The organism is Alphaproteobacteria bacterium LSUCC0684 (genome assembly GCA_041228335.1).
GTDB lineage: Bacteria > Pseudomonadota > Alphaproteobacteria > Puniceispirillales > UBA1172.
The window spans coordinates 408804-430045 of the sequence record CP166130.1; the positions used below are offsets into that span (position 1 = coordinate 408804).

Genomic DNA, 21242 nt, shown 5'->3' on the forward strand with positions numbered 1-21242 from the left:
CTCTTCGTTTACTCGAAGAAGATGTTAACCGTAGAAACTTGGGAGAATCTAGTGTTTTTTGTTTGAGGAAAGATAGTTCTGTATTGAGCGAACAGCAAGTTTACCGCTTTGCATGGTCCGGATCGCGATCACCGATGCCCTGGCTTCCGGTACCGTCGTGTAATAGGGGATGGAATTGCTCAAGGCTGTCTGGCGAAGGGAAAAGCTGTCGCGTATAGCCGCCGCGCCATGGGCAGTGTTAAAGACAAGATCAATCTTTCCATCTACCATATAGTCCACCGCATGAGGGCGGCCCTGCATGACTTTATTCACGGTTTCGGTCTCAATGCCGGCGGCATTGAGTGCCTGAGCAGTTCCGGAAGTTGCGATCAGATTGAAACCAATTTTCTTCAAATCGCGACAGATCGAAATCATTGCAGGTTTGTCTTCGTCCTTTACGGAAATAAAGACATTACCTTCAAGCGGAAGATTCACATTTGCCCCAAGCTGACTTTTGGTAAAGGCATGGGCGAAATCTGGCCCTATACCCATAACCTCACCGGTGGATTTCATTTCCGGGCCCAGGAAGATATCAACGCCCGGGAACCGCGAGAAGGGGAACACAGCTTCCTTGACCGCGACATGGTTCAGTTTCTGTTCCTGCAGGTTGAGATCGGCAATTTTCTCCCCGGCCATGATTCGTGCGGCCACCTTGGCAAGTGGAATTCCTGTTGCCTTTGCCACAAAAGGGACTGTTCTTGATCCACGGGGATTAACTTCGAGAAGAAAAACTTCATCATCCTTGATTGCGTATTGTACATTCATCAAGCCAATCACACCGAGAGCTTTAGCCAGTTCCTTTGTCTGCGAACGTATTTCCGAGATCACATTCTGGGATAAATTCTGAGGGGGGAGTGAACAGGCGCTATCCCCGGAATGAATGCCTGCCTCTTCGATATGCTCCATGATGCCGCCGATGAATACATCACTCCCATCTGCAAGCGCATCCACATCCACTTCGGTTGCATGACTAAGAAAGCCATCGATAAGTACAGGGTTTTCACCGGAAACTACGACCGCCTCTTTCATGTAACGTTCAAGATCCGACATTGCATGAACAACTTCCATGGCCCTTCCGCCCAGAACGTAGGATGGCCTGATAACCACAGGCAAACCGACGTCTTCAACAATGGCTCGAGCCTCTTCCGGGGAATGGGCGATGCCGTTCCGTGGTTGCTTCAGCGACAGTTTATGGATGAGTTGCTGGAAACGTTCCCGGTCTTCTGCAAGATCGATAGCATCCGGGCTGGTGCCAAGTATCGGAATTTCCGCCGCTTCAAGAGCCGCAGAAATTTTTAGTGGGGTCTGGCCACCAAGTTGAACGATAACCCCTTTTACCGTGCCGTTTTTCATTTCAGCATTGATTACTTCAATCACGTCTTCGGCGGTCAGGGGTTCAAAATAAAGCCGGTCAGAAGTATCATAATCAGTGGAAACGGTTTCCGGATTGCAATTGATCATAATCGTTTCATAGCCCGCATCCCTGAGGGCGTAGGCGGCATGAACACAGCAATAATCAAATTCGATTCCCTGTCCGATCCGGTTAGGGCCTCCACCAAGAATTACAACCTTCTCACGGCTTGAGGGACGGGACTCACAGGTCCGGCCAGAAGTGGCTTCATAGGTGGAGTACATGTAGGCAGTTTCGGAGGCAAATTCCGCCGCGCAGGTATCAATCCTCTTATAGACAGGATGGATGCCGGCAGTGTTGCGCTGGGTGCGAATCTCACTTTCCGAAAGGCCGGTCAATTCGGCGAGGCGGGCATCGCTGAAGCCCTTGGATTTCAGTAGCCTAAGCGTGGCCGGATCATCCGGCAGGCCCTGATCCTGTAAGTTTTGTTCCAGTTCAACAAGTTCGGCAATCTGATCCAGAAACCAGCGATCCCAATGCGTCCAGGCGGCAACATCATCAACAGTGTATCCTTTGGCCAGCACAGCCACGATCCGCCGCAAGCGGTCAGGAACCTGCTCACCCAGCCAGCCAGCAATCGCATCATTCAAATTCGCCCCATCATCAAGCGCTGGCAAGGATACCGGGTTAAGCCCGGTCAAACCTGTTTCAAGAGATCTCAGTGCTTTCTGAAAGGATTCCTGAAATGACCTGCCGACGGCCATGGTTTCGCCAACGGATTTCATCGACGTGCTTAGCCGCGTTTCCGCGCCAGGGAACTTTTCAAAGGTAAAGCGCGGAATCTTGGTTACAACATAATCGATGGTTGGCTCAAAACTAGCTGGCGTTGCGCCATTGGTGATGTCGTTATCAAGTTCATCCAGCGTATAACCCACCGCCAGTTTTGCTGCAACCTTGGCAATGGGGAAACCGGTCGCCTTTGACGCAAGGGCAGAAGAGCGGCTCACCCGAGGGTTCATTTCAATGACCAACTGTCGGCCAGTTCTGGGGCAGACCGCAAATTGGACGTTTGATCCACCCGTATCAACACCGATTTCCCGCAGGACGGCAATCGATGCCTGGCGCATTTCCTGATATTCTTTATCGGTCAAGGTCAGGGCTGGCGCGACGGTCATGCTGTCGCCGGTATGAACACCCATCGGGTCAATGTTTTCAATCGAGCAGATTATGATGCAATTATCCGCTCTGTCACGGACCACTTCCATCTCATATTCTTTCCATCCCAGCACCGATTCTTCAATCAGCACTTCATGGACTGGAGAAAGACGGAGGCCACCGGTAACGATATCCTCGAACTCTTTTGTATTATAGGCGATGCCGCCACCTTCACCGCCAAGGGTGAAAGATGGCCTGATAATGGCCGGAAGGCCAACATATTCAAGAGCCTCAAGAGCAGTTTCGAAGGTGTTGACCAAACGTGAACGTGGACTTTCAAGGCCGATCTTGTCCATGGCTGATCGGAACAGTTGGCGATCTTCTGCTTTTTCAATTGCGGCAATGCTGGCGCCTATCAACTCAACCCCAAGTTTCTCCAGCGTGCCGTCCTTGGCAAGGGCGAGAGCCGTATTCAGCGCTGTTTGCCCACCCATGGTTGGCAATAATACATCAGGCTTTTCTTGTTCGATAATTCTGGCAACAGTATCAGGGGTGATGGGTTCAATATAAGTTGCATCTGCCATACCCGGATCGGTCATGATTGTCGCCGGGTTGGAATTTACCAGAATGACACGATACCCTTCTTCGCGTAGAGCCTTGCATGCTTGGGCTCCTGAATAATCAAACTCACAGGCCTGGCCGATGATAATTGGTCCGGCGCCAATGATCATGATAGAGGAAATATCATCACGACGCGGCATGGGCTATCCTTTTGACCATATCGGTAAAGCGGCGAAAGAGATACCGGGAATCGTGTGGACCCGGAGAGGATTCCGGATGATATTGCACCGAAAAAACCGGAAGTTCTCTATGGCGAAGACCTTCAATACTGCCGTCAAAAAGCGAAATATGCGTCACTTCGAGGTGAGATGGCAGGCTTCCGGGGTCAACAGCAAACCCGTGGTTCTGGCTTGTGATCTCAATTCGCCCGGTGCTGAGATCTTTTACCGGGTGGTTGGCGCCGCGATGGCCTCTTTCCATCTTGAACGTTGAAGCTCCAAAGGCTTCAGCAATCAACTGATGGCCAATACATATGCCAAATATGGGTAGGCCAGCGGCCGCCAATTGATGAATTTCTTCGGCAGCGTAAGTAGCAGTAGCGGCGGGGTCACCAGGGCCGTTTGAAAGAAATATACCATCAGGCTCAAGGGCAATGATGTCTTCTGCCCGTGTTGTGGCCGGCACGACTTCTATCGAACAGCCTTCTTCCTTAAGGCAGCGCAGGATGTTGTGTTTGCAGCCATAATCAAGAGCAATGATCTTCAGAGAGGTATCGCTTTCTTTCCGGTAAGTATCGGTGGATTTGTCCCACAGACTCTCACCCCAGCTTTCGTGCGATTCCCGAGTAACGCTGCGGGCCAGGTCCATTCCCTTCAAGCCAGGCCAGGAGCGTGCCATTTTCAAGAGTGCATCACGATCAAAACTCCCGCTGAAGTTCACGGCAATAACCCCGTTTGGTGCGCCTTTATCGCGAATTCTATGGGTAAGGGCACGAGTATCAATACCGCTGATCCCCGGTAGCCCGTTTTCAAGAAGCCAGTCAGAAAGTGATGAATCGGCCCGATAATTTGACGGATTACTGGGATGTTCGCGGGTGATCATGCCGAGCGCAGCAGGTATTTCAGTTTCAACATCAATGCTGTTGGTGCCTACATTGCCAATATGCGGAAAGGTAAAGTTGATGATCTGTCCAGCATAGGATGGATCCGTCATGATTTCCTGATATCCGGTCATTGAAGTGTTGAAACACACCTCGCCCACATGGATAGTTTCGGCACCATATCCGGCACCTTCGAAAATCGTTCCGTCTTCAAGAATCAATAATGCTGTCGGGGTGTTAATGGGTTTGGATAGTCTGTCGAGTGCCGTTTGTGCCATTCGTATCCTACTGCTTCCGCTTATCGTGAAGCCCCGAAACTTGGGGTCTTTCTACGCGTATCCTCATAGTGGCGTCAAGACCGTCTGGTTGTAAATTTTCAAAAAGATCACATATACCTTGAAGGCCTGTAATGGCTGGTCTAGAAAAGAGCCCTCAATTGAGGTGATGATCGTATCGGAGCCAAATATGCGAGACCAGTTGAAAACCGCAATGAAAGATGCGCTCAAAGAGGGCGATACCAAAAGGCTTGGTACCATAAGGCTGATTACCGCTGCATTGAAGGATCGTGACATTGCTGCACGGTCCAAGGGCCAAACAGACGGCATCAGTGATGAAGATATCCTCTCCATGCTTCAAACCATGATCAAGCAACGGAAGGAATCCGCAAAGATGTACCGAGAAGGTGGTCGCGAAGAGCTTGCTGCCGCTGAAGATGCAGAAATAAACGTTATCCGCAGCTTTATGCCCGAGCAGATGGATGATGATGCGGTATCTAAGGCTATACGGTCCGCTATTGAGGAAACCGGAGCCGAATCGATCAAAGATATGGGAAAGGTGATGGGCTTTCTTAAGCAGAATTACGCCGGGCAGATGGATTTTGCTGCCGCCAGCACCATAATCAAATCCACGCTCATGGGCGAATAGTCCAAAATTTATTTTTGCATGTTTGCTGTTCTCTCGCCCAAGAGAAGACTTCGTGCCATAATTGGATTTTCTGTGCGGACGCATCAAATGGTCTAATACCTGTGCGAGCGATAAGAAAGTAATGCCATGGCACTGCCACAACATTTCATGGATGAGCTTCGTCGCAGAACAACGATTTCTTCCGTCGTAGGCCGTCATGTCAAGCTGAACCGCCGTGGAAATAGGCTTATCGGGCTATGCCCTTTCCATAACGAGAAGACACCATCCTTTCATGTTCGCGATGATGAAGGTTTTTATCACTGCTTCGGTTGTGGGGTGAGCGGTGATGCCATCTCTTTTTTACGGGAAAAAGAAGGACTTGGGTTCATGGAGGCTGTCCGTACTCTCGCGGATATGGCCGGACTTGCGGTGCCGCAATCAACGCCCGAGGAAGCGGCGAATACGGAAAAGCGTACCAGCCAGATGGTTATCCTTGATGAGACGGCTCGCCAGTATCAGTCAGCCCTTGCCGAAGAAGGCAATCCAGCCAAGGCTTATCTTGAAAGACGTGGCATTGGAGAGGAAATGATCCGCGAATTTAGGTTGGGTTATGCAAAGCCGCGTGGACTTACGGACGCTATGGCAAGATTTGGTCACAGCCCTGAAGCAATGATCGAAGCAGGGGTTGCGCGTCGATCTGAGCGGGATCAGCGTATTTATGACTATTTCAGGAACAGGGTCATGTTCCCGATATGCGATATGAGGGGGCGGGTCATTGCCTTCGGGGCACGTGCCTTGAGTGATGATCAGCAACCTAAATATCTCAATTCCGGGGAAAGCCAGCTTTTTCATAAAAAGGCGGTGCTCTATGGTGCGCATCTGGCCCGGGTTGCAGCGCGAAAAAACCTCCCGCTTGTTGTCTGCGAGGGCTATATGGATGTTATCGCCATTCATCAGGCGGGAGTAGCCGCGGCGGTTGCTCCCCTTGGCACGGCGCTCACCGAAGACCAAATCAAACTTCTCTGGCGCATGGATGAACAGCCGCAACTATGTTTTGACGGGGATAACGCCGGGCGAGGCGCTGCTCTTAAGGCCCTGATTCGCGCGCTTCCCCTGCTTGAGCCTGGCAAGAGTTTTCGCCTGATATTGTTACCGCCCGGCCGCGATCCGGATGACATTCTTCGCGAGGAGGGTATCAATGCTTTCAAGGGCTTGATTGCCGGATCCATTTCCTTTCTGGATGGGCTCTGGAATGGCCTGCTTGAAGGGCGGAAGGTTGATGACCCAGCATCTCGCGCTGCCTTCTGGCAGGATATCCGCCAGCATATTCGCCAAATCGGTAATGGGCAAATGCGTGCATCCATGGGAGATGAGGTTGAACGCCGCATTGCAGAGATGCGACAGGAAAGTCGGGGAAACGCTATATTTTCAGGGTATCGCGCCATGCGTTCTTCTAAGCGTCCCACGCTTCAGTCAGATCCCAGAGCTCGCGTAATCTTGAGCCTTCTGGTCGAACATCCCGTTCTAGTGCAGGATTTCTACGAGCAGATCAGCATGTTAAAATTTGATGACGAAATGATGGAAAAACTTCGTCAAACTGTTATAAATGCTATAATAATGAATTCTACCCTTGACGAAAATGTCCTTCGTCAGCATTTAAGTGAATATGGATTTGAACATATCAGAGGGAATACCTTGCTTGATGGAATAAAAGCGCGCGTTCGATTTGATCCATCAGCAATAAGCCTCGATGAGGCCCGCGCAAGATTATCTGAAGTGATAAAGCTGGAAGTTCGGAAAGTGCAATCTGGCAAATCGCACGCTGATTTGCGAAAACCAAGCTGATGTGAGACGAGTTAAAGATGGCTCAAAAAGCACAAAAAAAACTAGACGACACTAGTAAGACATCCGATGCAGCCAACGACAGTGGTGCATCTGATGGTGTAATGGTTGATGGCAACACCGAAGCCATGCAGGCGCTTATGGCGGTTGGCAAGGAACGTGGTTACATCACTCATGACGAGCTCAACAAAGCTCTTCCTCAAGGTGAGTTGACTTCAGAGCAGATTGAAGACTTTATGTCTGAACTAAATTCGATCGGTGTCAATATTGTTGATAGTGCGGAAAGCGATGATGGGGCCGACGACGAAGAAACGGAGAAAAGTTCAGGCAACCTCAGTGATGATGCCCGGGGGTCTGATGATCCGGTGCGAATGTATTTGCGTGAGATGGGCAGTGTCGAATTGCTCACACGCGAAGGCGAGATTGCCATTGCCAAGCGAATCGAAGCTGGGCGAGAACTGCTCATGGGCGGGATTTGCGAATCACCCCTGACTATCCGTGCTTTACTACAATGGCGCGACATGATCGATACAGGAGAAGTGCTACTTCGTGACTTGATCGATCTTGATGCGACCTTCGCGCTTTCCAACCGAGCTGAAAATGCTGACCTTGATGGTGAACTACCTGAAAACATGGGCAGTGGTGATGTCATCGAAAGCGGCTCTCATGATATCGACGATGAAGACGACGACGAAGATGATGATGATACAGACACTGACGATGATGGTGATGAAGAAAACAAGTCAACCCGCGATAGCAATCAGGCTGATGCAGATGGTGATGATCTGAGCATGTCTCTTGCGGCAATGGAAGAAGCCGTTCGTGATGACGTGATTGGAAAGATCGACGTCTTGGCAGAGACCTTCAAGGAATTGAGCCAGCTTCGGGACCGCCGTCTTGCCACGATCAAGAGAGGCAGCAATCCTTCTGCTAAAACCGAACAGCGATATAATGAATTGCGGATCATGCTAATTGAGCAGATGGATGGTATTCTTTTAAATGCCAACCGGATTGAAGCGCTGATGGAACAACTTTTCACGCTTAACCGACATTTATCCTCCCTTGAAGGGCAAATGCTTCGGCTGGCGGAAAAATGTGGCATCAAGCGTCCTCAATTTCTGCTTCATTGGACAGGCAAGGAAATCGTTACAACCTGGCCAGGTGAAGATGCGTCGACCCGTGCTTGGGAAAAGCTTCTGACCAAGCATGGTGATGAAATTGCCGAGATACGCAAATCAATCATTCAGATGATGTCAGAAGTCGGCATGACTGTTGCCGAATTCAAAGAGCTTGCACAAGTGATCCAGCGTGGCGAGCGCGAAGCTTCCCGCGCCAAGAAGGAAATGGTTGAAGCCAATCTCAGGCTGGTAATTTCAATTGCCAAGAAATATACGAACAGAGGCCTTCAGTTTCTCGATTTGATTCAGGAAGGCAATATAGGCTTGATGAAAGCCGTCGACAAATTTGAATATCGGCGAGGATACAAATTCTCAACTTATGCCACTTGGTGGATACGTCAGGCAATAACCCGATCGATTGCAGATCAGGCTAGGACCATTCGTATTCCCGTCCACATGATTGAGACAATCAACAAACTTGTCCGTACATCTAGGCATATGCTGCATGAAATAGGACGTGAACCTACCCCGGAAGAATTAGCGGAAAAACTTTCCATGCCGATTGACAAGGTCCGGAAAGTGCTCAAGATCGCAAAGGAGCCGATTAGTCTTGAAACGCCTGTCGGAGATGAGGAAGATAGCCATCTCGGTGACTTTATCGAAGACAAGAATGCGGTTCAGCCTCTTGATGCCGCTATTCATTCGAATTTGAGGGAAACAACCACCCGGGTACTGGCAAGCTTGACCGCAAGGGAAGAGCGGGTTCTCCGGATGCGATTTGGCATCGGTATGAATACGGATCATACCCTCGAAGAGGTTGGCCAGCAGTTCAGTGTAACACGCGAACGGATACGCCAGATTGAGGCAAAAGCCCTTCGCAAGCTTAAACATCCCTCTCGTTCAAGAAAACTGCGTAGTTTCCTTGAAAGCTGATCCCGTTTCCTGCTATGCGTTAGGAAAGCGCTTCTGGCGTTGAGGGCCTGTAGTTCAATTGGTTAGAACGCACCGCTCATAACGGTGTTGTTGGGGGTTCAAGTCCCTCCGGGCCCACCATCTTCCTATTTATTTTTATGGGGATTGGCAGGTAGTTGTGGCATATGCGTTAGTAACTACCCGTGGCAAGACCGTGAATCTTCGCTTCTATAAACAGTGTCTTGTCTCCGCCGAGTTGAACGGTGTTCACCTGACGTTCTGAACTTAGGCTAATCTGTTTTGCTCCGGCTGCCGCGGCTTTTTTTTCTGCTTCCTGCAGGGCCGCATCCTCCGCAAAGTTCAACGCCGCATCCATGGACTGGAAGTCCTGAGGCCCTTGGTTTAGGTGAACACGGAAGGTGCCATCGCTTGGCTGGGTTATGGTGATGGTCGCCCTCTGGCGGATGGAACCTGCAGCAGCACCAACGGCACCAGCAACATCTGCATCTGTCGGCACAATCAACTCAGCGCCAAGTATTTCGGCTATGCGAGGGTAATGGCAAGCCGCTGAAGCCCCAAGGGCAATTAGTGGGCGTTCAAGTTCTATAGATGTACGGACCAGAGGTTCTTTATCTCTCTTGGCCTTGTTGGTTGCGGCATCAACAATTAGCGCTTCAAGGATCATGTTCCCGCTCGCTGCACTTTCCCCCATGTCCTGATGGGCAAAAGCGGCATCAAGAAGGGCAAGGGCGGATTGAACGGTAAGACGTTCCATGACCATTACGGCAAATCTTTCGGCGTTTTCAGCCTGGGCAACGCCACTACCGGTCCTCTGGCGCGCCATCAGTTCTGCCCCTTTGAAAGAGGCGTCGCTTTCCATGCCTTCGAAACGCCCAAGGATCAGCGCGGCATCTGTCGGGGTGAAGCCCGACATGGCCAGAAGCCCCCGTCCCACCAGCCGGTCAATCGCTCCGAGAGCAAGACGAGTCTGGGCTATATCTGCAACTGGCTGAAGACCTTTTTCTGCACATAGTCTCGCCATCGTAGCCTCGGACCTTGTCAACCATAATGGGGGTTCCCCGCTAAATAGAGGAAAAACAAATCGTCCATCCAGCGCTGAAGGAACAGGGTTGAGGAGCTGCTCATCCAGCCATCCTTCAACGCGGTCATGATCTTTTGCCAGAACAGCAAGTGGCACAAGGCGACGAGGTCCCAGCCGGACGCCACCCTTTGTGCCTCGGTCAACAAGCCGAACTTCACTGTCACCACCTAGCCCGCCGGTTCGAATTGCCGCCGCCTCAACCATGGTAGACCAGCCACCAATGGTGGCGCCGCTTTTGGAAAGTCGGGGGTAACCATTTTCGAGGACGGCTATGTCTGTTGTAGTCCCGCCAATGTCGGCGACAAGTGCATCACGGCGGCCAACAAGATGAGCTGCACCGGAAAGGCTGGCGGCAGGGCCGGAAAGAATAGTTTCAACAGGTCGCAGACGAGCAAATTCTGCGCTGATGAGTGACCCGTCACCTTTGACAACCATTAATTCAGCTGCCAGGCCCGCCGAAGTCATGATTGCGTCTGTCGCGGTAATCTGGCGATCAAGAAGATCGATCAGCCTGGCATTGAGCAAGGCAGTGAGCGCACGTTTTGGCCCACCTAGCGCGGAGGACAGCTCATGAGAGCAAGTGACAGGAAGATCAAGTTTTTCCCGCAGTATCCGTCTTGCCTCGATTTCATGTTCCGGGTTTCTGACGGCAAAATGACCGGCGATGGCAATGGCACTGATTTCCCGGCCATATTTTTCAGTAAAGCGAAGTAATGCTGCTGTATCCAGAGGCGATTGCGGTCTTGCGTCTGTTTTGTGCCCCCCGGCGATCCAGGTGACGGGATCGGATCCCAGTACCGTTCCAAGATTGTTCCGGCCGAGTGCGTTTTGATCAAAGCCGATCATGACAAGTCCGACCCTTCCACCCATTCCTTCTACGACAGCGTTAGTGGCAAGCGTGGTTGAGAGGCAAACTCTCTTCACCTCCCCTTTCTTGCCGGATGGTAGTTTTTCAAGCGCGGCCATGATCGCTTGACCAAGTCCGATGGAGAGGTCCTCTCGTGTTGTGGGCGATTTGGCTTTGGCTACCAGTGCTCCGGTTTCAGCATCTATAATTGCCGCATCGGTGAAAGTGCCACCGGTATCTAGGCCGAGTATGTATACCATGGATCAAGCCTCAGGCATGGATGGATGGTGACGAGGTTTCAACTCTGGCAGATTTTGAAATGAAACGCGCGATGCCGATGCCAATCTGGTGACCATTATGCGGAAGCTGGAGACTTTCCCGCCCTTCGGTAATCCGGTCGCTGGCGATGATGTCTTTTCGGATATCCAGTATTGCCCCCACCAGTTCTGGTGTGAATTCCGGATGCCCCTGTAGGCAGAGAACAGTATCACCTATGGTGAAACCGCCTATGGGGCAGAACGCATCACCGGCAAAAACTTGAGCACCTTCCGGGGCTTTTATCACCTGATCCTGGTGCATATAGAGCAAAGTCAGGCATTCGTTCTGATCACCAAAGTAAGAAGGGACATTATGCATAGGCATGCTGCGGACACCGACACCCCAGCCCTTTGGTGACTTGATCGCTTTCCCGCCAAGGGCTTCGGCAATAATCTGATGCCCAAAACATATCCCTACCAGTGGTTTTCTTTTTGCGTGGATTTCTCGAATAAGTTTTTTCAGTGGAGCAATCCAATCCAGATCGTCGTAGACGCCTGCCGCACTACCGGTAACAAGATAGGCATCCCATGCATCGATATCTTCAGGGAATTTGCCGAGCCGCACCTGAACAAAACTGAGTTCGAGTTCCCTAGCCGGAGCAAACAGCGTGCGGAACATTTCTTCATATTTTGGAATTTCGTCAGGAATCTTGGGGTTGTTTTCCCCGGCCTGTAATACGCATAGACGGATCATCAAGTCACCTACGCAAAGCCTCAATGGGTTGATACTGAACTCACTATAAACGCCTTAACGAAGGGATCAACAGGATTTCGATCCGGTCCTGCGATCAATTCGGGAAAGCACATCTTTCAGCACGTAAATCCGGATTTCACTTGAAAGACCACCCATATTTGCTCCCCGTGCCAACGCGGCAGTGCGCTCAAGATCGATGCGTGCAACAAGAGCGCTCAGCGAAAGTCCTTCCCGACGGGCAATCCCCGCGAGCACTTGCCAGAAGGGTTCTTCAAGTGAAATCGATGTGCGATGCCCTTTGATGCTCAGCGATCTCTTTATCATTGCTCACATCTCCATTGCACGGCTATGGAAAATGACCCTGCCCATAATGTTGATATCAGGAGGGGAAATCTCATATCTGGCATGCTCGTTCTGGCCTATATGAAGTAGTGCCGTTAAGCCATTTGTATTCTGCTCAATATATCGCACCCGTATATGTTGCCCTGCATCAATTGCAAAATAACCGGACCGTAGGGGGGAGGTGTCGGCTGTATCAAGTATGACAACGTCGCCCTGCCGAAACGAATGATCAGGGGTGCTTTCGTCTAATACTGCCAATCTCACTTTTTCTGAGGAAGAGGTTGAATTGCGTCTGAAAACTGAAACAGGAATCGACCAGGGTTTAGTCTCTATCCTGAGCTGGGAAGGATGGTCCACATACCCGATAGTAATTAAATCACTGCCCATGTCGTCATATCTGATCTTGTGTCCATTTTTGGTGCCCGGAAATGGAAGGGTTGAGCGCAATTTGGTTTCATCAATTCTGAGCAGATCAGCCAATTGATATCGGATTTGTTCTGGAAGTGTTTTGGGAGAGCCTCGATGAACATATTGCTGAAGATACGCATGGTTACGCCCGAGAGACAGCGAGAGTTGCTTTAGATTCCACGCCTGAGGGTGTGAAGCTATTGCCTGAAGCAGATTCTGCCTTCCTCTGCAAAGTGTTTTACTCTGTGATGAAGTCATGACGTATCAGAAACAAGGTCATGTCGAATTGACCAATATGGATGATTAAAAAATAAGAAGAATCCTATTATTTATTCGCTCGCATTTCAACCCCCTTACCTAAAGGAACATGATATGACCATAAAACACAGCACTGAATTTTCACCCGATTATCATATCAGCTATGTGCGCGAAGAATTAATCAAGGCGATGGCGGTGCTCCAGCTTATGCCTGTAACCCATCGTGATTTGCCTGCTAAAAACCGTTCATCCTGGCCTGCCTATGCTCAGGGTAAAGGGATCGTTTGCGGAGGTACCCGGAAAATGATTCGCCGAAAGGTTACGCCGCAAGAAATTTCGCATATGGAGTATTGGATTGAAATTGCTGACGGACTGGAAGAGGCGCCGCGTCGGATTGTTCTGGCCCGGGCTGGACGCATACCCTGGCGGCGTCTTGAGGAAATCGATGGCCGCAGTCACACAACGCTCAGAAAGATCGAGCGGTTGGGTCTTGAGCGAATTGCTATGGTGCATCTGGCCAGTCAGCGCCACTCCTTACGTAAGGAATAAAATATGGCAGGATAAAATTTGTTCTTGACACCATTTATAAAATAGGATATATCCTACTTCATAATCAGGAATTGTTTTTACAGTAAAGCTGGCACTCGTTGTGTCAGCTTTTTTGCTGTGCTGTTTCAGGACGTCCTTGCAATGGGCCAGACCGGCGACGACAAAATACGACGCATGGAACGGTTTCTCCGGTCTCTTGCGGGTACAGGAAATATCTCTGCTGCGGTTCGCGAAAGTGGCCTTTCGCGAAGCACGGTGTATTTCTGGCGATCTCACGACCATGAATTTGCCACGCGTTGGGAAGAAGCCCTGACTGAAGCAACGGACAAGCTTGCTCAAGAAGCCCGGCGCCGGGCCTTAGATGGGATAGAGGTAGTAAAATACTATCAAGGTGAGCCGGTGGGAACAATTCGGAGGTATTCGGACCAGTTGCTGATGTTCCTGCTGCGAGCTTATCGACCATCGGTTTATGGGCCAAGTTTAAGTCAAGATAAGAATTCCGGAAACAATGCCCGCCAAGCACGAAAATCTCTTATTAAAAAGATGGAAGCGCTTGATCACGAAGATGACACCGGATGATCGTCGCCGACTGATTGATCAACTGACACCTGAAGAAATTGAATATCTGACCTATGCATGGGAAATTTGGGCTCGGCCAAAACAATTGCCGCCAGACTTGCCATGGAGGGTGTGGCTTCTCATGGCGGGGAGGGGATTTGGCAAGACAAGGGCAGGCGCGGAATGGATAAGATCCATGGCCTGGGCCAGACCTGAAGGTCAGCTTGCTCTGGTCGGTGAGACATGCCACGATGTCCGCCATGTGATGATCGAAGGTCCTTCAGGTATTCTTTCGATAACACCCTCATCGGAGCGCCCGGACTGGTATCCGTCAAGGCGGCTACTGGCCTGGCCGAACGGAGCCAAAGGGTGGTGTTTCAGTGCAAGTGAGCCGGATCAACTTCGCGGACCCGAGATGGAATTTGCCTGGTGCGACGAGATTGCCAAATGGCCATATGATGCCGCCTGGGACAATCTGATGCTCGGCCTTCGGGTTGGAGATATGCCAAGGGTTGTTGCCACAACAACGCCCCGGCCCAAGCAGTGGTTGATCTCGCTAAGCCAACAACCAGACGTGGTGGTAAGCTATGGGAGTAGTTTTGAAAACGCGCCGAACCTGGCGCCGGGATTTCTGGAATCCGTCAAGGCTCGCTATGGTGCTCTTGATCTCGGTCGCCAGGAGCTTGAAGGATGCCTTCTCAGGGAGCATCCGGAAGCTCTGTGGAACAGATCAAACCTGAACATGATCAGAAAGCCGACGCCGGAGAGATCAGATCTCACCCATGTTGTGGTCGGGATTGATCCGGCAATTGGTGGTGCTGATGAAACCGGTATTATCGTTGCCGGTCGTGATGGAGATGGGTGCTTTTGGGTGCTGGAAGACGCCTCCTTGCGTGCCCCGCCAAACCAGTGGGCAAGGCGCATATCCCAGATCAGCAGATCCTGGCGCGCCAACCGCCTGGTGGCTGAGGTGAATCAAGGGGGTAATCTTGTTACGGATGTGTTGCGAACACGGGGCATCCGCTTGCCTATTCAGACGGTGCGGGCCAGTCAGGGTAAATCTGTCCGGGCTGAACCAGTGGCAGCCGCCTACGCAGAAGGGCAGGTTTTTCACGCAGGACGGTTTGATGTGCTTGAAGATCAGATGTGCGCCTGCGTTCCAGGCGAAAAACCCTCATCTTCTCCAGACCGACTTGATGCCATGGTCTGGGCGTTGACGGCCTTGATGAGCCCCCGACAACACCGCGTTCAGAACCTGGACCTTTAAGCCTGTATTTTTTCAGGAGAAACCTTGATGGGATTTGATGACGTTGCCCGGCCTGCACAACAATGGGTGCGGCTGATGGAAGATCTTGACCTTATTCATGATCTTGCGAGTGGCACTCGTGCCATGCGTGAGGCTGGAGCAAAATGGCTTCCTAAAGAGCCGGCGGAAAGCTGGGAAGCCTGGAGACAACGCCTTAACAGATCCATTCTTTTTAATGGATTTGTTCGAACCTGGCAGGCTACGGCCGGGCATGTGCTTGGGGAAACGGTCAGCCTCAAGGACGCCGCCCCGCAGATTGTGTCTCTGTGCCATAATATAGATGGTTGCGGTATGACTCTTGATGGATTTGCTACCTTGATGGTGCAACTAATCCTTCGGGATGGTGCTGCCTATATTTTGGTTGATGTGCCGCGCGATGGCGGAGCACCCTATTTTGTCCTGATTGAAGCAAGCCAGATGATCGGGCTCGTGCGTGACAATGAGATGTCACAAACAGCCGCAGGTGGAATGTTCGTTCAGGCAAGGCTGCATGAATCCATCCAGAGGAAGGAAACCAGATTCGGATATGCCCGGCGTGACCGGATCAGAGTCTATGAACCTGGCCGATGGTCAATCTGGGAAGATGACGACCAAAAGGGAAATTGGACTGTCGCCGATGAAGGGGACATGGGGCTTGATATCATCCCTCTTGTGGCGGCAGAAATGATCCAGGGACGTGGAAGCACAATACGTCCACCATTGATGGATCTGGCCTGGCTTAACTTGGCACATTGGCAATCATCAAGTGATCAGCGCCATATTCTGCATATTGCCCGTGTTCCTATTCTTTTCGCTCGCGGGATGAACAGTATGGACGGGCCGGTTGATGTTGGGCCCAACAGACTGATTGTGGCTGACGATCCGGCGGCGGAAGTCAAGTTCGTCGAACATAGCGGGGCGGCAATCGAAGCAGGGCGTCAGGATCTGATAGATCTTGAAGATAAGATGGCCATTCTTGGGCTTGATTTACTTCGAGATCGTCAACAAAACCCGACCGCAACCGGCCAAGTTATTGAGGAAACACGGCAAAATGCAACGCTTGTTGTGCTGGCCAGGGTTGTAAAAAACAGCCTTGAAAATGCTTTTGGTCTGGCCGCCGCCTGGCTTGGTCTTGATCCTGAAGATGCCGGAAAGATCGTGATGCCACGGCGCACCGCCGAAATGGCACGTATCGGCAATGATGCGGATTTACTGCTCAGCGCGCGACAGGCAGGTGATATCAGCAAGCAGCAGTTCCTTCAGGAAATCGAGCGACGTGGAGTAATTCTGCCGTCACCGGATGGGTCTCTTGCCCCATAACCCATAACCCTTTCTCTCACCATGTTTGAACGCCTGAAGCTTCCAGCTTACAGGCCGTAGCGGAAAATATTTTACGAACGGCAAAGGAGAAACCATGCCAGATCATTATCCTATTCCGGATTCAGGGATCATTCAGGCCGATGAAATAACCCTGGACGTGACCTCAAAACCACCCCCACAGAGCGATGACCAAATTGCATCCATTGCCGAGCTTAAAGAACAACTGATCCGAGCCGAGGCGACCGCAGCTATTCTTTCAGCCGAAGGTAATGTGACCTTGCTGCTCCATCATGTTACGGGGGTGCTCCGGCTCACCCGACACGGCGATGAACTCGCTGTTGTCGCTCGGCAGGGTGAGGGCGATATTCCCTTGGCCGTTTATATTGCCCGGTTAAAGCAGGACCCCGATTATGCCGGGGCATTCAGAAACTCCAACTATCGGGAAACTGAGAGCGGCTCCGCCGCATCAGGTAGCGGTGCCAGCATCATTCCGGGGAGTTCCCCGACGGTCCTTGATCCCGATAACCCGCTCAAACTCGGCTCTGCCCTTGCAGATATTGCCCGGGGAAGTGTCCGGGTGCGCTTCTAATTTCCCTCAAGCCAACAGAAAGATGATGAAATGACCAATACACTTGATTCCATCGCTCCCAAAATTCTTGCCCGGGGCATGATCTCTTTCCGGGAGAAAGCATTCATGCCACGACTTATGAACATGACCTATTCGGCAGAAGCTGCCCAAAAAGGTGATGTGGTTGATATCATGCTGCCTGGGACGATTACGGTGGAAGATGTCACCCCGGGGACAATTCCTGCAGCCGCCCCGGATAAGGAAGTCCAGACCTGGAGCCTTAAACTTGATCGCTGGAAGAAGGTTGCGTTCAGCCTTACCGACAAGGAACTTATGCAGATTGATGCCGATCAACACTTTATCCCACATTGCATGCAGGAAGCCATCAGTGCGCTGGCAGAAGAGGTCAACAAGTCCTTTTTCGAAGATACTTATCTATGCCACCAGATTGTCGGTTCACCCAATCGCAATCTCTTTTCTGAAGAGAATACAGATCGCTTGACTGACAGTTATAAATCCGCGCCCGTGATCAAGGGGCGGCAAATTCTGAACAGGAACAAGGCGCCAAAATCCGGAAGATATGTTGTCCTATCCTACGAGGATGAAGCTCGAGCACTGCGGTTGAGCGAGATTGCCGATGCCCAGCGTACCAGTGATGCCGGGGTACCGATGGAAGGTGAGATTGGTCGAAAATACGGGATGCACTGGTACAGCACGGATCAGGTCATCACCCATGAGCCAGTCCATAAAACTTATTGCAAGTTAACGAAAGACGCCACAAAAGGCGCAACCGAACTCAATTTTACCAAACTCAAGGGTGGTGGTCTCAAGTCTGGAGATATCATCGTTGACGGCAATAATTTTATCTTATGTTCAATCGAAGAGATTCTGGAAACTCCTGACGATAACACCGCAAAAGTGAAACTGGCAATGCCACTGGATAAGGATATATCCAAAGATGATCACCTTTTTGCGGGCGGGACTCATAATAATGGCGTTCTGTTTCATCGGGATGCTTTCGCATTTGCCAATCGCCCACTTGCGGCTGCCTCTCAAGACTATAGTCTCGGCAACCGGATCATTTCGGTAACGGATCCTGAATCCGGTCTCTCGCTCCGTCTTGAAATAAGCCGCCAGTACAAACAGACGGTCTGGGAATTTGACATCCTCTGGGGAATTGCAATGGTCCAGCGGGATCTGGTTGTCCGGCTTGCATCAAAAGAATGAAAACCCCGGAAGAAATGCTGGTACTCCAGCATCGCTATACGGATCAGGTGGTGCTGGTACCTCTTCAGCAGTACAGGCGGTATTCAGCAGACCGGTATCGCAACTGGCGGCTTAAAGGGCAGGGGGCTTTCATCGCTCCACCTGAATTTACCATGAAATCTCTTGTTGAATCACCGCAGCCCATCAGGATGGAGGAATTGTCATGACCAATGCCTACGCTTCCCTTTCAATGGCCGATTCATGGTTTATGGAACGTGCTATTTTGACATGGCTGGAAGCGGATGAAGAGGTCAGAGAAGCTGCGCTTCTTAGAGCGTCTGAATGGATTGACACAATGTTTGTCTTTGCTGGCAGGCCTGAAGATACAACCCAGCCACGCGCTTTTCCAAGAATTGATCTCTTCTTGCCGGATGGAAGGGCAGTGACTGGCGTGCCGGATGCTGTGCTTGAGGCCGTCTATACTCTGGCGCTTGCCTTGCTTGAGGATGATGAGACAGCCGAAGCTGCACTTGGCATCAGTCCACAGTTGCAGCATCAAAAGGCGGGTGGAATCGAGTTGCGTTTTGCAACAGGTGATCACACAAAACTCACGCGGATTGAACGCCTTATTCATCCTTTCCGGCGCCAACCTCATGATCATCTGCTGCGGCGGGGATAGATATGCGCATACGTACACATGGCCTTGCCAAGCTGATTTCCGCCCATGGCGTGAAACTACATCACTACCCGCCTCAACCTGCAGCAGCAGACATGCCATGGACACCTGAGGTGATGGAAAGCCCTTCAGGGGTGGAACTAACTGGCATCATTCAGCATATCCGGGCTGAGACAAATCCTAGGCTTCCGGCAGGGAGCATGAAAGCAGTTGCTGTTTTGAAGTTAAACCCGCAAGAGCCTTTGCCTCGCCCCGGTGAGCAGCTGCGGCAAGAGAGCCGGATCTGGACCATTGAGACCATACTGCCTCTCATGGAGGACAGGCATGCTGTACTGGTGGAAGCAGTATTGCTCACCTCGGGAGAAGCTCCATGACATCATCTCTCGTGAAAACCAGCATTGATCTCAGCCAGGGGCAGGACAGTGTCCGCCATGTGCTGGCTGACTTCTTTAACCGTTCCTTTAGCCATAAGTTGCCGGTGGAGTGGGAAAACATGCCGCCACTGTCGCCTCTTCCAGCTGCAGGATGGGTTCGGTTCCGGGTAGAGTTTGATCAGATTGCACCGATCGGACTCAAGCCAGCAATGTTACTTCAGCGAGGACATCTCCAGTTTCTTGTTGCGGTTGCGATTGGCCATGGTATGGCGGGCATGGACACAGTGAGTATGGAAATCACGACTCTTTTTGCCGGCCGCACCATCAGCAGCATCCATCTCGGCAATGCGACACTGCAAAGCCCTGTTCGACAACAGGGGTTTCATCTCCGTGCTCTCAATATCGACTTTAGCGCCGTGATACCACCCCGATAAAATCAGGCATGAAAACCTGATCCAGCATCAACTTGTGATTCAACGGAAAACTCATGATCAGCATCGCTAATACAACTGATATTCTCCTTGCGCCCGAAGTTAACTGGGGCGAGATGTCAAACGGGGCATATATTGCGTTGCCGATTTTGACGGAAACAATTGTACCGGAAAAACGGTTGTTTCAGCCGACACATCTTGGTTCACAAAGAAACAGAGCTGAACCTGTGACAACGGAAACCCTTGTTGCAGGTGATCTCGAAGCCATGGCGTCGGCCTCATTGCTCAGGCAACTCTTTCCACTTGCACTCCGCGGCGCCATAACTGTTGCTTCGGCCAAGGTAACTACAGCTCAGATTGGTGCTGATGGCACCATTCCAGTGCCGGATATCATGCGGGATAAGGTGCAATTCGGGGATGTTGTTTGGATTGAAAGTGATAAAGGCAAGGTTGTCGGCTTCCATGATGTTATTGACCCGGACAAAGATACCTCGACGGCTGGAGGTGAGCATGAACTTCGCATAGGAGGATTGCCACAAACTCTGCCAAATGAGGGAAGCATCTCGATAGGTCATGCCAGCCTCCATTCAGGTAAAAACCTCTCATCCGTGACGTTAGCACGGCGATATGGGCAAGGCAGTGACTGGATGTTTTTTCATGGAATGATGATCCGGCGTTTGGTTCTTGACCTTGCAGAAACGGATCTGCCAGCGGTGACGGCATCCTTCCTTGGTCGCTCTATGAAATTACAAACAACTGCGCCAGAAACAGTATCGGAAGATGAAACCGGGGATGTGGGTGGACCCCTCGGGCTGGGGGCTGATCTCCAGCGTCTTGAGCTGAAGAACCTTGATGATAGTTCTGGCTTTACACTGAATACCGTGGTGCTCACCCGGCTACGTCTTATCGTGGATCATGCCGGGATGTCACCTCAATTCGCGCTGGGTGATCTTGCGCCGGTAGCTCTTCTTTCTGGGCAACTCAGCGTTCATGGCATGATCGAAGTGTTGATTACTGATGCCATGCTGTTTGCCGCCCTTAATGAGGAAAAACAATATCGGCTGACTTTTACCCTTCAAGATACAACAGGAGGCGGCTGCGCCATCATCATTCCATCGGTGCTCATCGATGCGGTGGAAGGGGCCGTCTCCCCGGTTGATGGACCGGTCAGGGTTAGATTTCATTTCAGAGCGGTTACCAGTGAAACCCGCACCTCTCTTATCAAGATATTCTTTGATGAGAGATGAGCAGAATTTGCGAGATCAAGGTGGGTGCCGTGCAGACGTGATAATGCGTCCTGACTATTTCAATTTATATATGGAGGCGA

Annotated in this window: 20 protein-coding genes and 1 tRNA gene; 15 read left to right on the forward strand and 6 right to left on the reverse strand. The window is 51.1% G+C overall.

The genetic code is table 11. The features are described 5' to 3' along the window. Nucleotides 1–48: 48 nt before the first annotated feature. Together carB and carA are read right to left on the reverse strand one after the other, a co-directional pair. Nucleotides 49–3306: a carbamoyl-phosphate synthase large subunit gene (carB, locus tag AB8880_01970; GenBank protein ID XDZ66183.1), complete on the reverse strand. Its 3258-nt coding sequence runs from the start codon at nt 3304–3306 to the stop codon at nt 49–51. Beyond that, a complete protein-coding gene (gene carA / locus AB8880_01975) occupies nt 3293–4483 on the reverse strand; it encodes a glutamine-hydrolyzing carbamoyl-phosphate synthase small subunit (protein XDZ66184.1) in 1191 nt (396 codons plus the stop codon). The genes carB and carA overlap by 14 nt, the downstream gene beginning before the upstream one ends. Before the next feature lie 187 nt (nt 4484–4670). Here carA and AB8880_01980 point away from each other — a divergent pair, with 187 nt between their 5' ends. The 4 genes from AB8880_01980 to AB8880_01995 all read left to right on the forward strand — a co-directional run bounded on the left by AB8880_01980 (nt 4671) and on the right by AB8880_01995 (nt 9121). Further along, nucleotides 4671–5129 (forward strand): GatB/YqeY domain-containing protein, encoded by a 459-nt coding sequence (locus tag AB8880_01980; protein ID XDZ66185.1) that lies wholly within the window; start codon nt 4671–4673, stop codon nt 5127–5129. 126 nt (nt 5130–5255) lie between these two features. Then, a complete protein-coding gene (gene dnaG, locus AB8880_01985; GenBank protein XDZ66186.1) occupies nt 5256–6953 on the forward strand; it encodes a DNA primase in 1698 nt (565 codons plus the stop codon). Nucleotides 6954–6970: 17 nt separating this feature from the next. After that, nucleotides 6971–9001, forward strand: a complete 2031-nt coding sequence (gene rpoD / locus AB8880_01990) for an RNA polymerase sigma factor RpoD (protein ID XDZ66187.1) — start codon at nt 6971–6973, stop codon at nt 8999–9001. Nucleotides 9002–9044: 43 nt separating this feature from the next. After that, nucleotides 9045–9121, forward strand: a tRNA-Met gene (locus tag AB8880_01995). 49 nt (nt 9122–9170) lie between these two features. Here AB8880_01995 and AB8880_02000 read toward each other — a convergent pair. From AB8880_02000 to AB8880_02015, 4 genes are all read right to left on the reverse strand, one after another. Next, nucleotides 9171–11189, reverse strand: a complete 2019-nt coding sequence (locus AB8880_02000) for a hydantoinase/oxoprolinase N-terminal domain-containing protein (GenBank protein ID XDZ66188.1) — start codon at nt 11187–11189, stop codon at nt 9171–9173. Nucleotides 11190–11199: 10 nt separating this feature from the next. Then, nucleotides 11200–11940, reverse strand: coding sequence for a gamma-glutamyl-gamma-aminobutyrate hydrolase family protein (locus AB8880_02005; GenBank protein XDZ67095.1), 741 nt, complete (start codon nt 11938–11940; stop codon nt 11200–11202). A gap of 66 nt (nt 11941–12006) precedes the next feature. Next, entirely contained in the window at nt 12007–12264 is a 258-nt protein-coding gene (locus AB8880_02010; GenBank protein XDZ66189.1) for a ribbon-helix-helix domain-containing protein, read from the reverse strand. 3 nt (nt 12265–12267) lie between these two features. Beyond that, entirely contained in the window at nt 12268–12948 is a 681-nt protein-coding gene (locus tag AB8880_02015; GenBank protein XDZ66190.1) for a hypothetical protein, read from the reverse strand. A gap of 114 nt (nt 12949–13062) precedes the next feature. On the opposite strand from AB8880_02015, the gene AB8880_02020 reads away from it, so the two are divergent. From AB8880_02020 to AB8880_02070, 11 genes are all read left to right on the forward strand, one after another. After that, on the forward strand, nt 13063–13497 hold the full coding sequence (locus tag AB8880_02020) for a DUF6362 family protein (GenBank protein ID XDZ66191.1): 435 nt from the start codon (nt 13063–13065) through the stop codon (nt 13495–13497). A gap of 141 nt (nt 13498–13638) precedes the next feature. Then, entirely contained in the window at nt 13639–14076 is a 438-nt protein-coding gene (locus tag AB8880_02025; protein XDZ66192.1) for a hypothetical protein, read from the forward strand. Further along, nucleotides 14063–15322, forward strand: a complete 1260-nt coding sequence (locus AB8880_02030) for a DNA-packaging protein (GenBank protein XDZ66193.1) — start codon at nt 14063–14065, stop codon at nt 15320–15322. The genes AB8880_02025 and AB8880_02030 overlap by 14 nt, the downstream gene beginning before the upstream one ends. A gap of 27 nt (nt 15323–15349) precedes the next feature. Then, nucleotides 15350–16660 (forward strand): DUF4055 domain-containing protein, encoded by a 1311-nt coding sequence (locus AB8880_02035; protein ID XDZ66194.1) that lies wholly within the window; start codon nt 15350–15352, stop codon nt 16658–16660. A gap of 94 nt (nt 16661–16754) precedes the next feature. Continuing rightward, complete coding sequence (locus AB8880_02040) at nt 16755–17249, forward strand: hypothetical protein (GenBank protein XDZ66195.1); 495 nt, start codon at nt 16755–16757, stop codon at nt 17247–17249. A 30-nt stretch (nt 17250–17279) separates the two neighbouring features. Continuing rightward, nucleotides 17280–18455 (forward strand): hypothetical protein, encoded by a 1176-nt coding sequence (locus AB8880_02045; GenBank protein XDZ66196.1) that lies wholly within the window; start codon nt 17280–17282, stop codon nt 18453–18455. After that, on the forward strand, nt 18452–18661 hold the full coding sequence (locus tag AB8880_02050; GenBank protein XDZ66197.1) for a hypothetical protein: 210 nt from the start codon (nt 18452–18454) through the stop codon (nt 18659–18661). The genes AB8880_02045 and AB8880_02050 overlap by 4 nt, the downstream gene beginning before the upstream one ends. After that, a complete protein-coding gene (locus AB8880_02055; protein ID XDZ66198.1) occupies nt 18658–19113 on the forward strand; it encodes a DnaT-like ssDNA-binding protein in 456 nt (151 codons plus the stop codon). The genes AB8880_02050 and AB8880_02055 overlap by 4 nt, the downstream gene beginning before the upstream one ends. A gap of 2 nt (nt 19114–19115) precedes the next feature. Next, entirely contained in the window at nt 19116–19484 is a 369-nt protein-coding gene (locus AB8880_02060) for a hypothetical protein (protein ID XDZ66199.1), read from the forward strand. Continuing rightward, on the forward strand, nt 19481–19918 hold the full coding sequence (locus AB8880_02065; GenBank protein XDZ66200.1) for a hypothetical protein: 438 nt from the start codon (nt 19481–19483) through the stop codon (nt 19916–19918). Before AB8880_02060 ends, AB8880_02065 begins: the two co-directional genes overlap by 4 nt. Nucleotides 19919–19971: 53 nt before the next feature. Continuing rightward, nucleotides 19972–21162, forward strand: a complete 1191-nt coding sequence (locus AB8880_02070) for a phage tail tube protein (protein XDZ66201.1) — start codon at nt 19972–19974, stop codon at nt 21160–21162. Nucleotides 21163–21242: the final 80 nt, after the last annotated feature.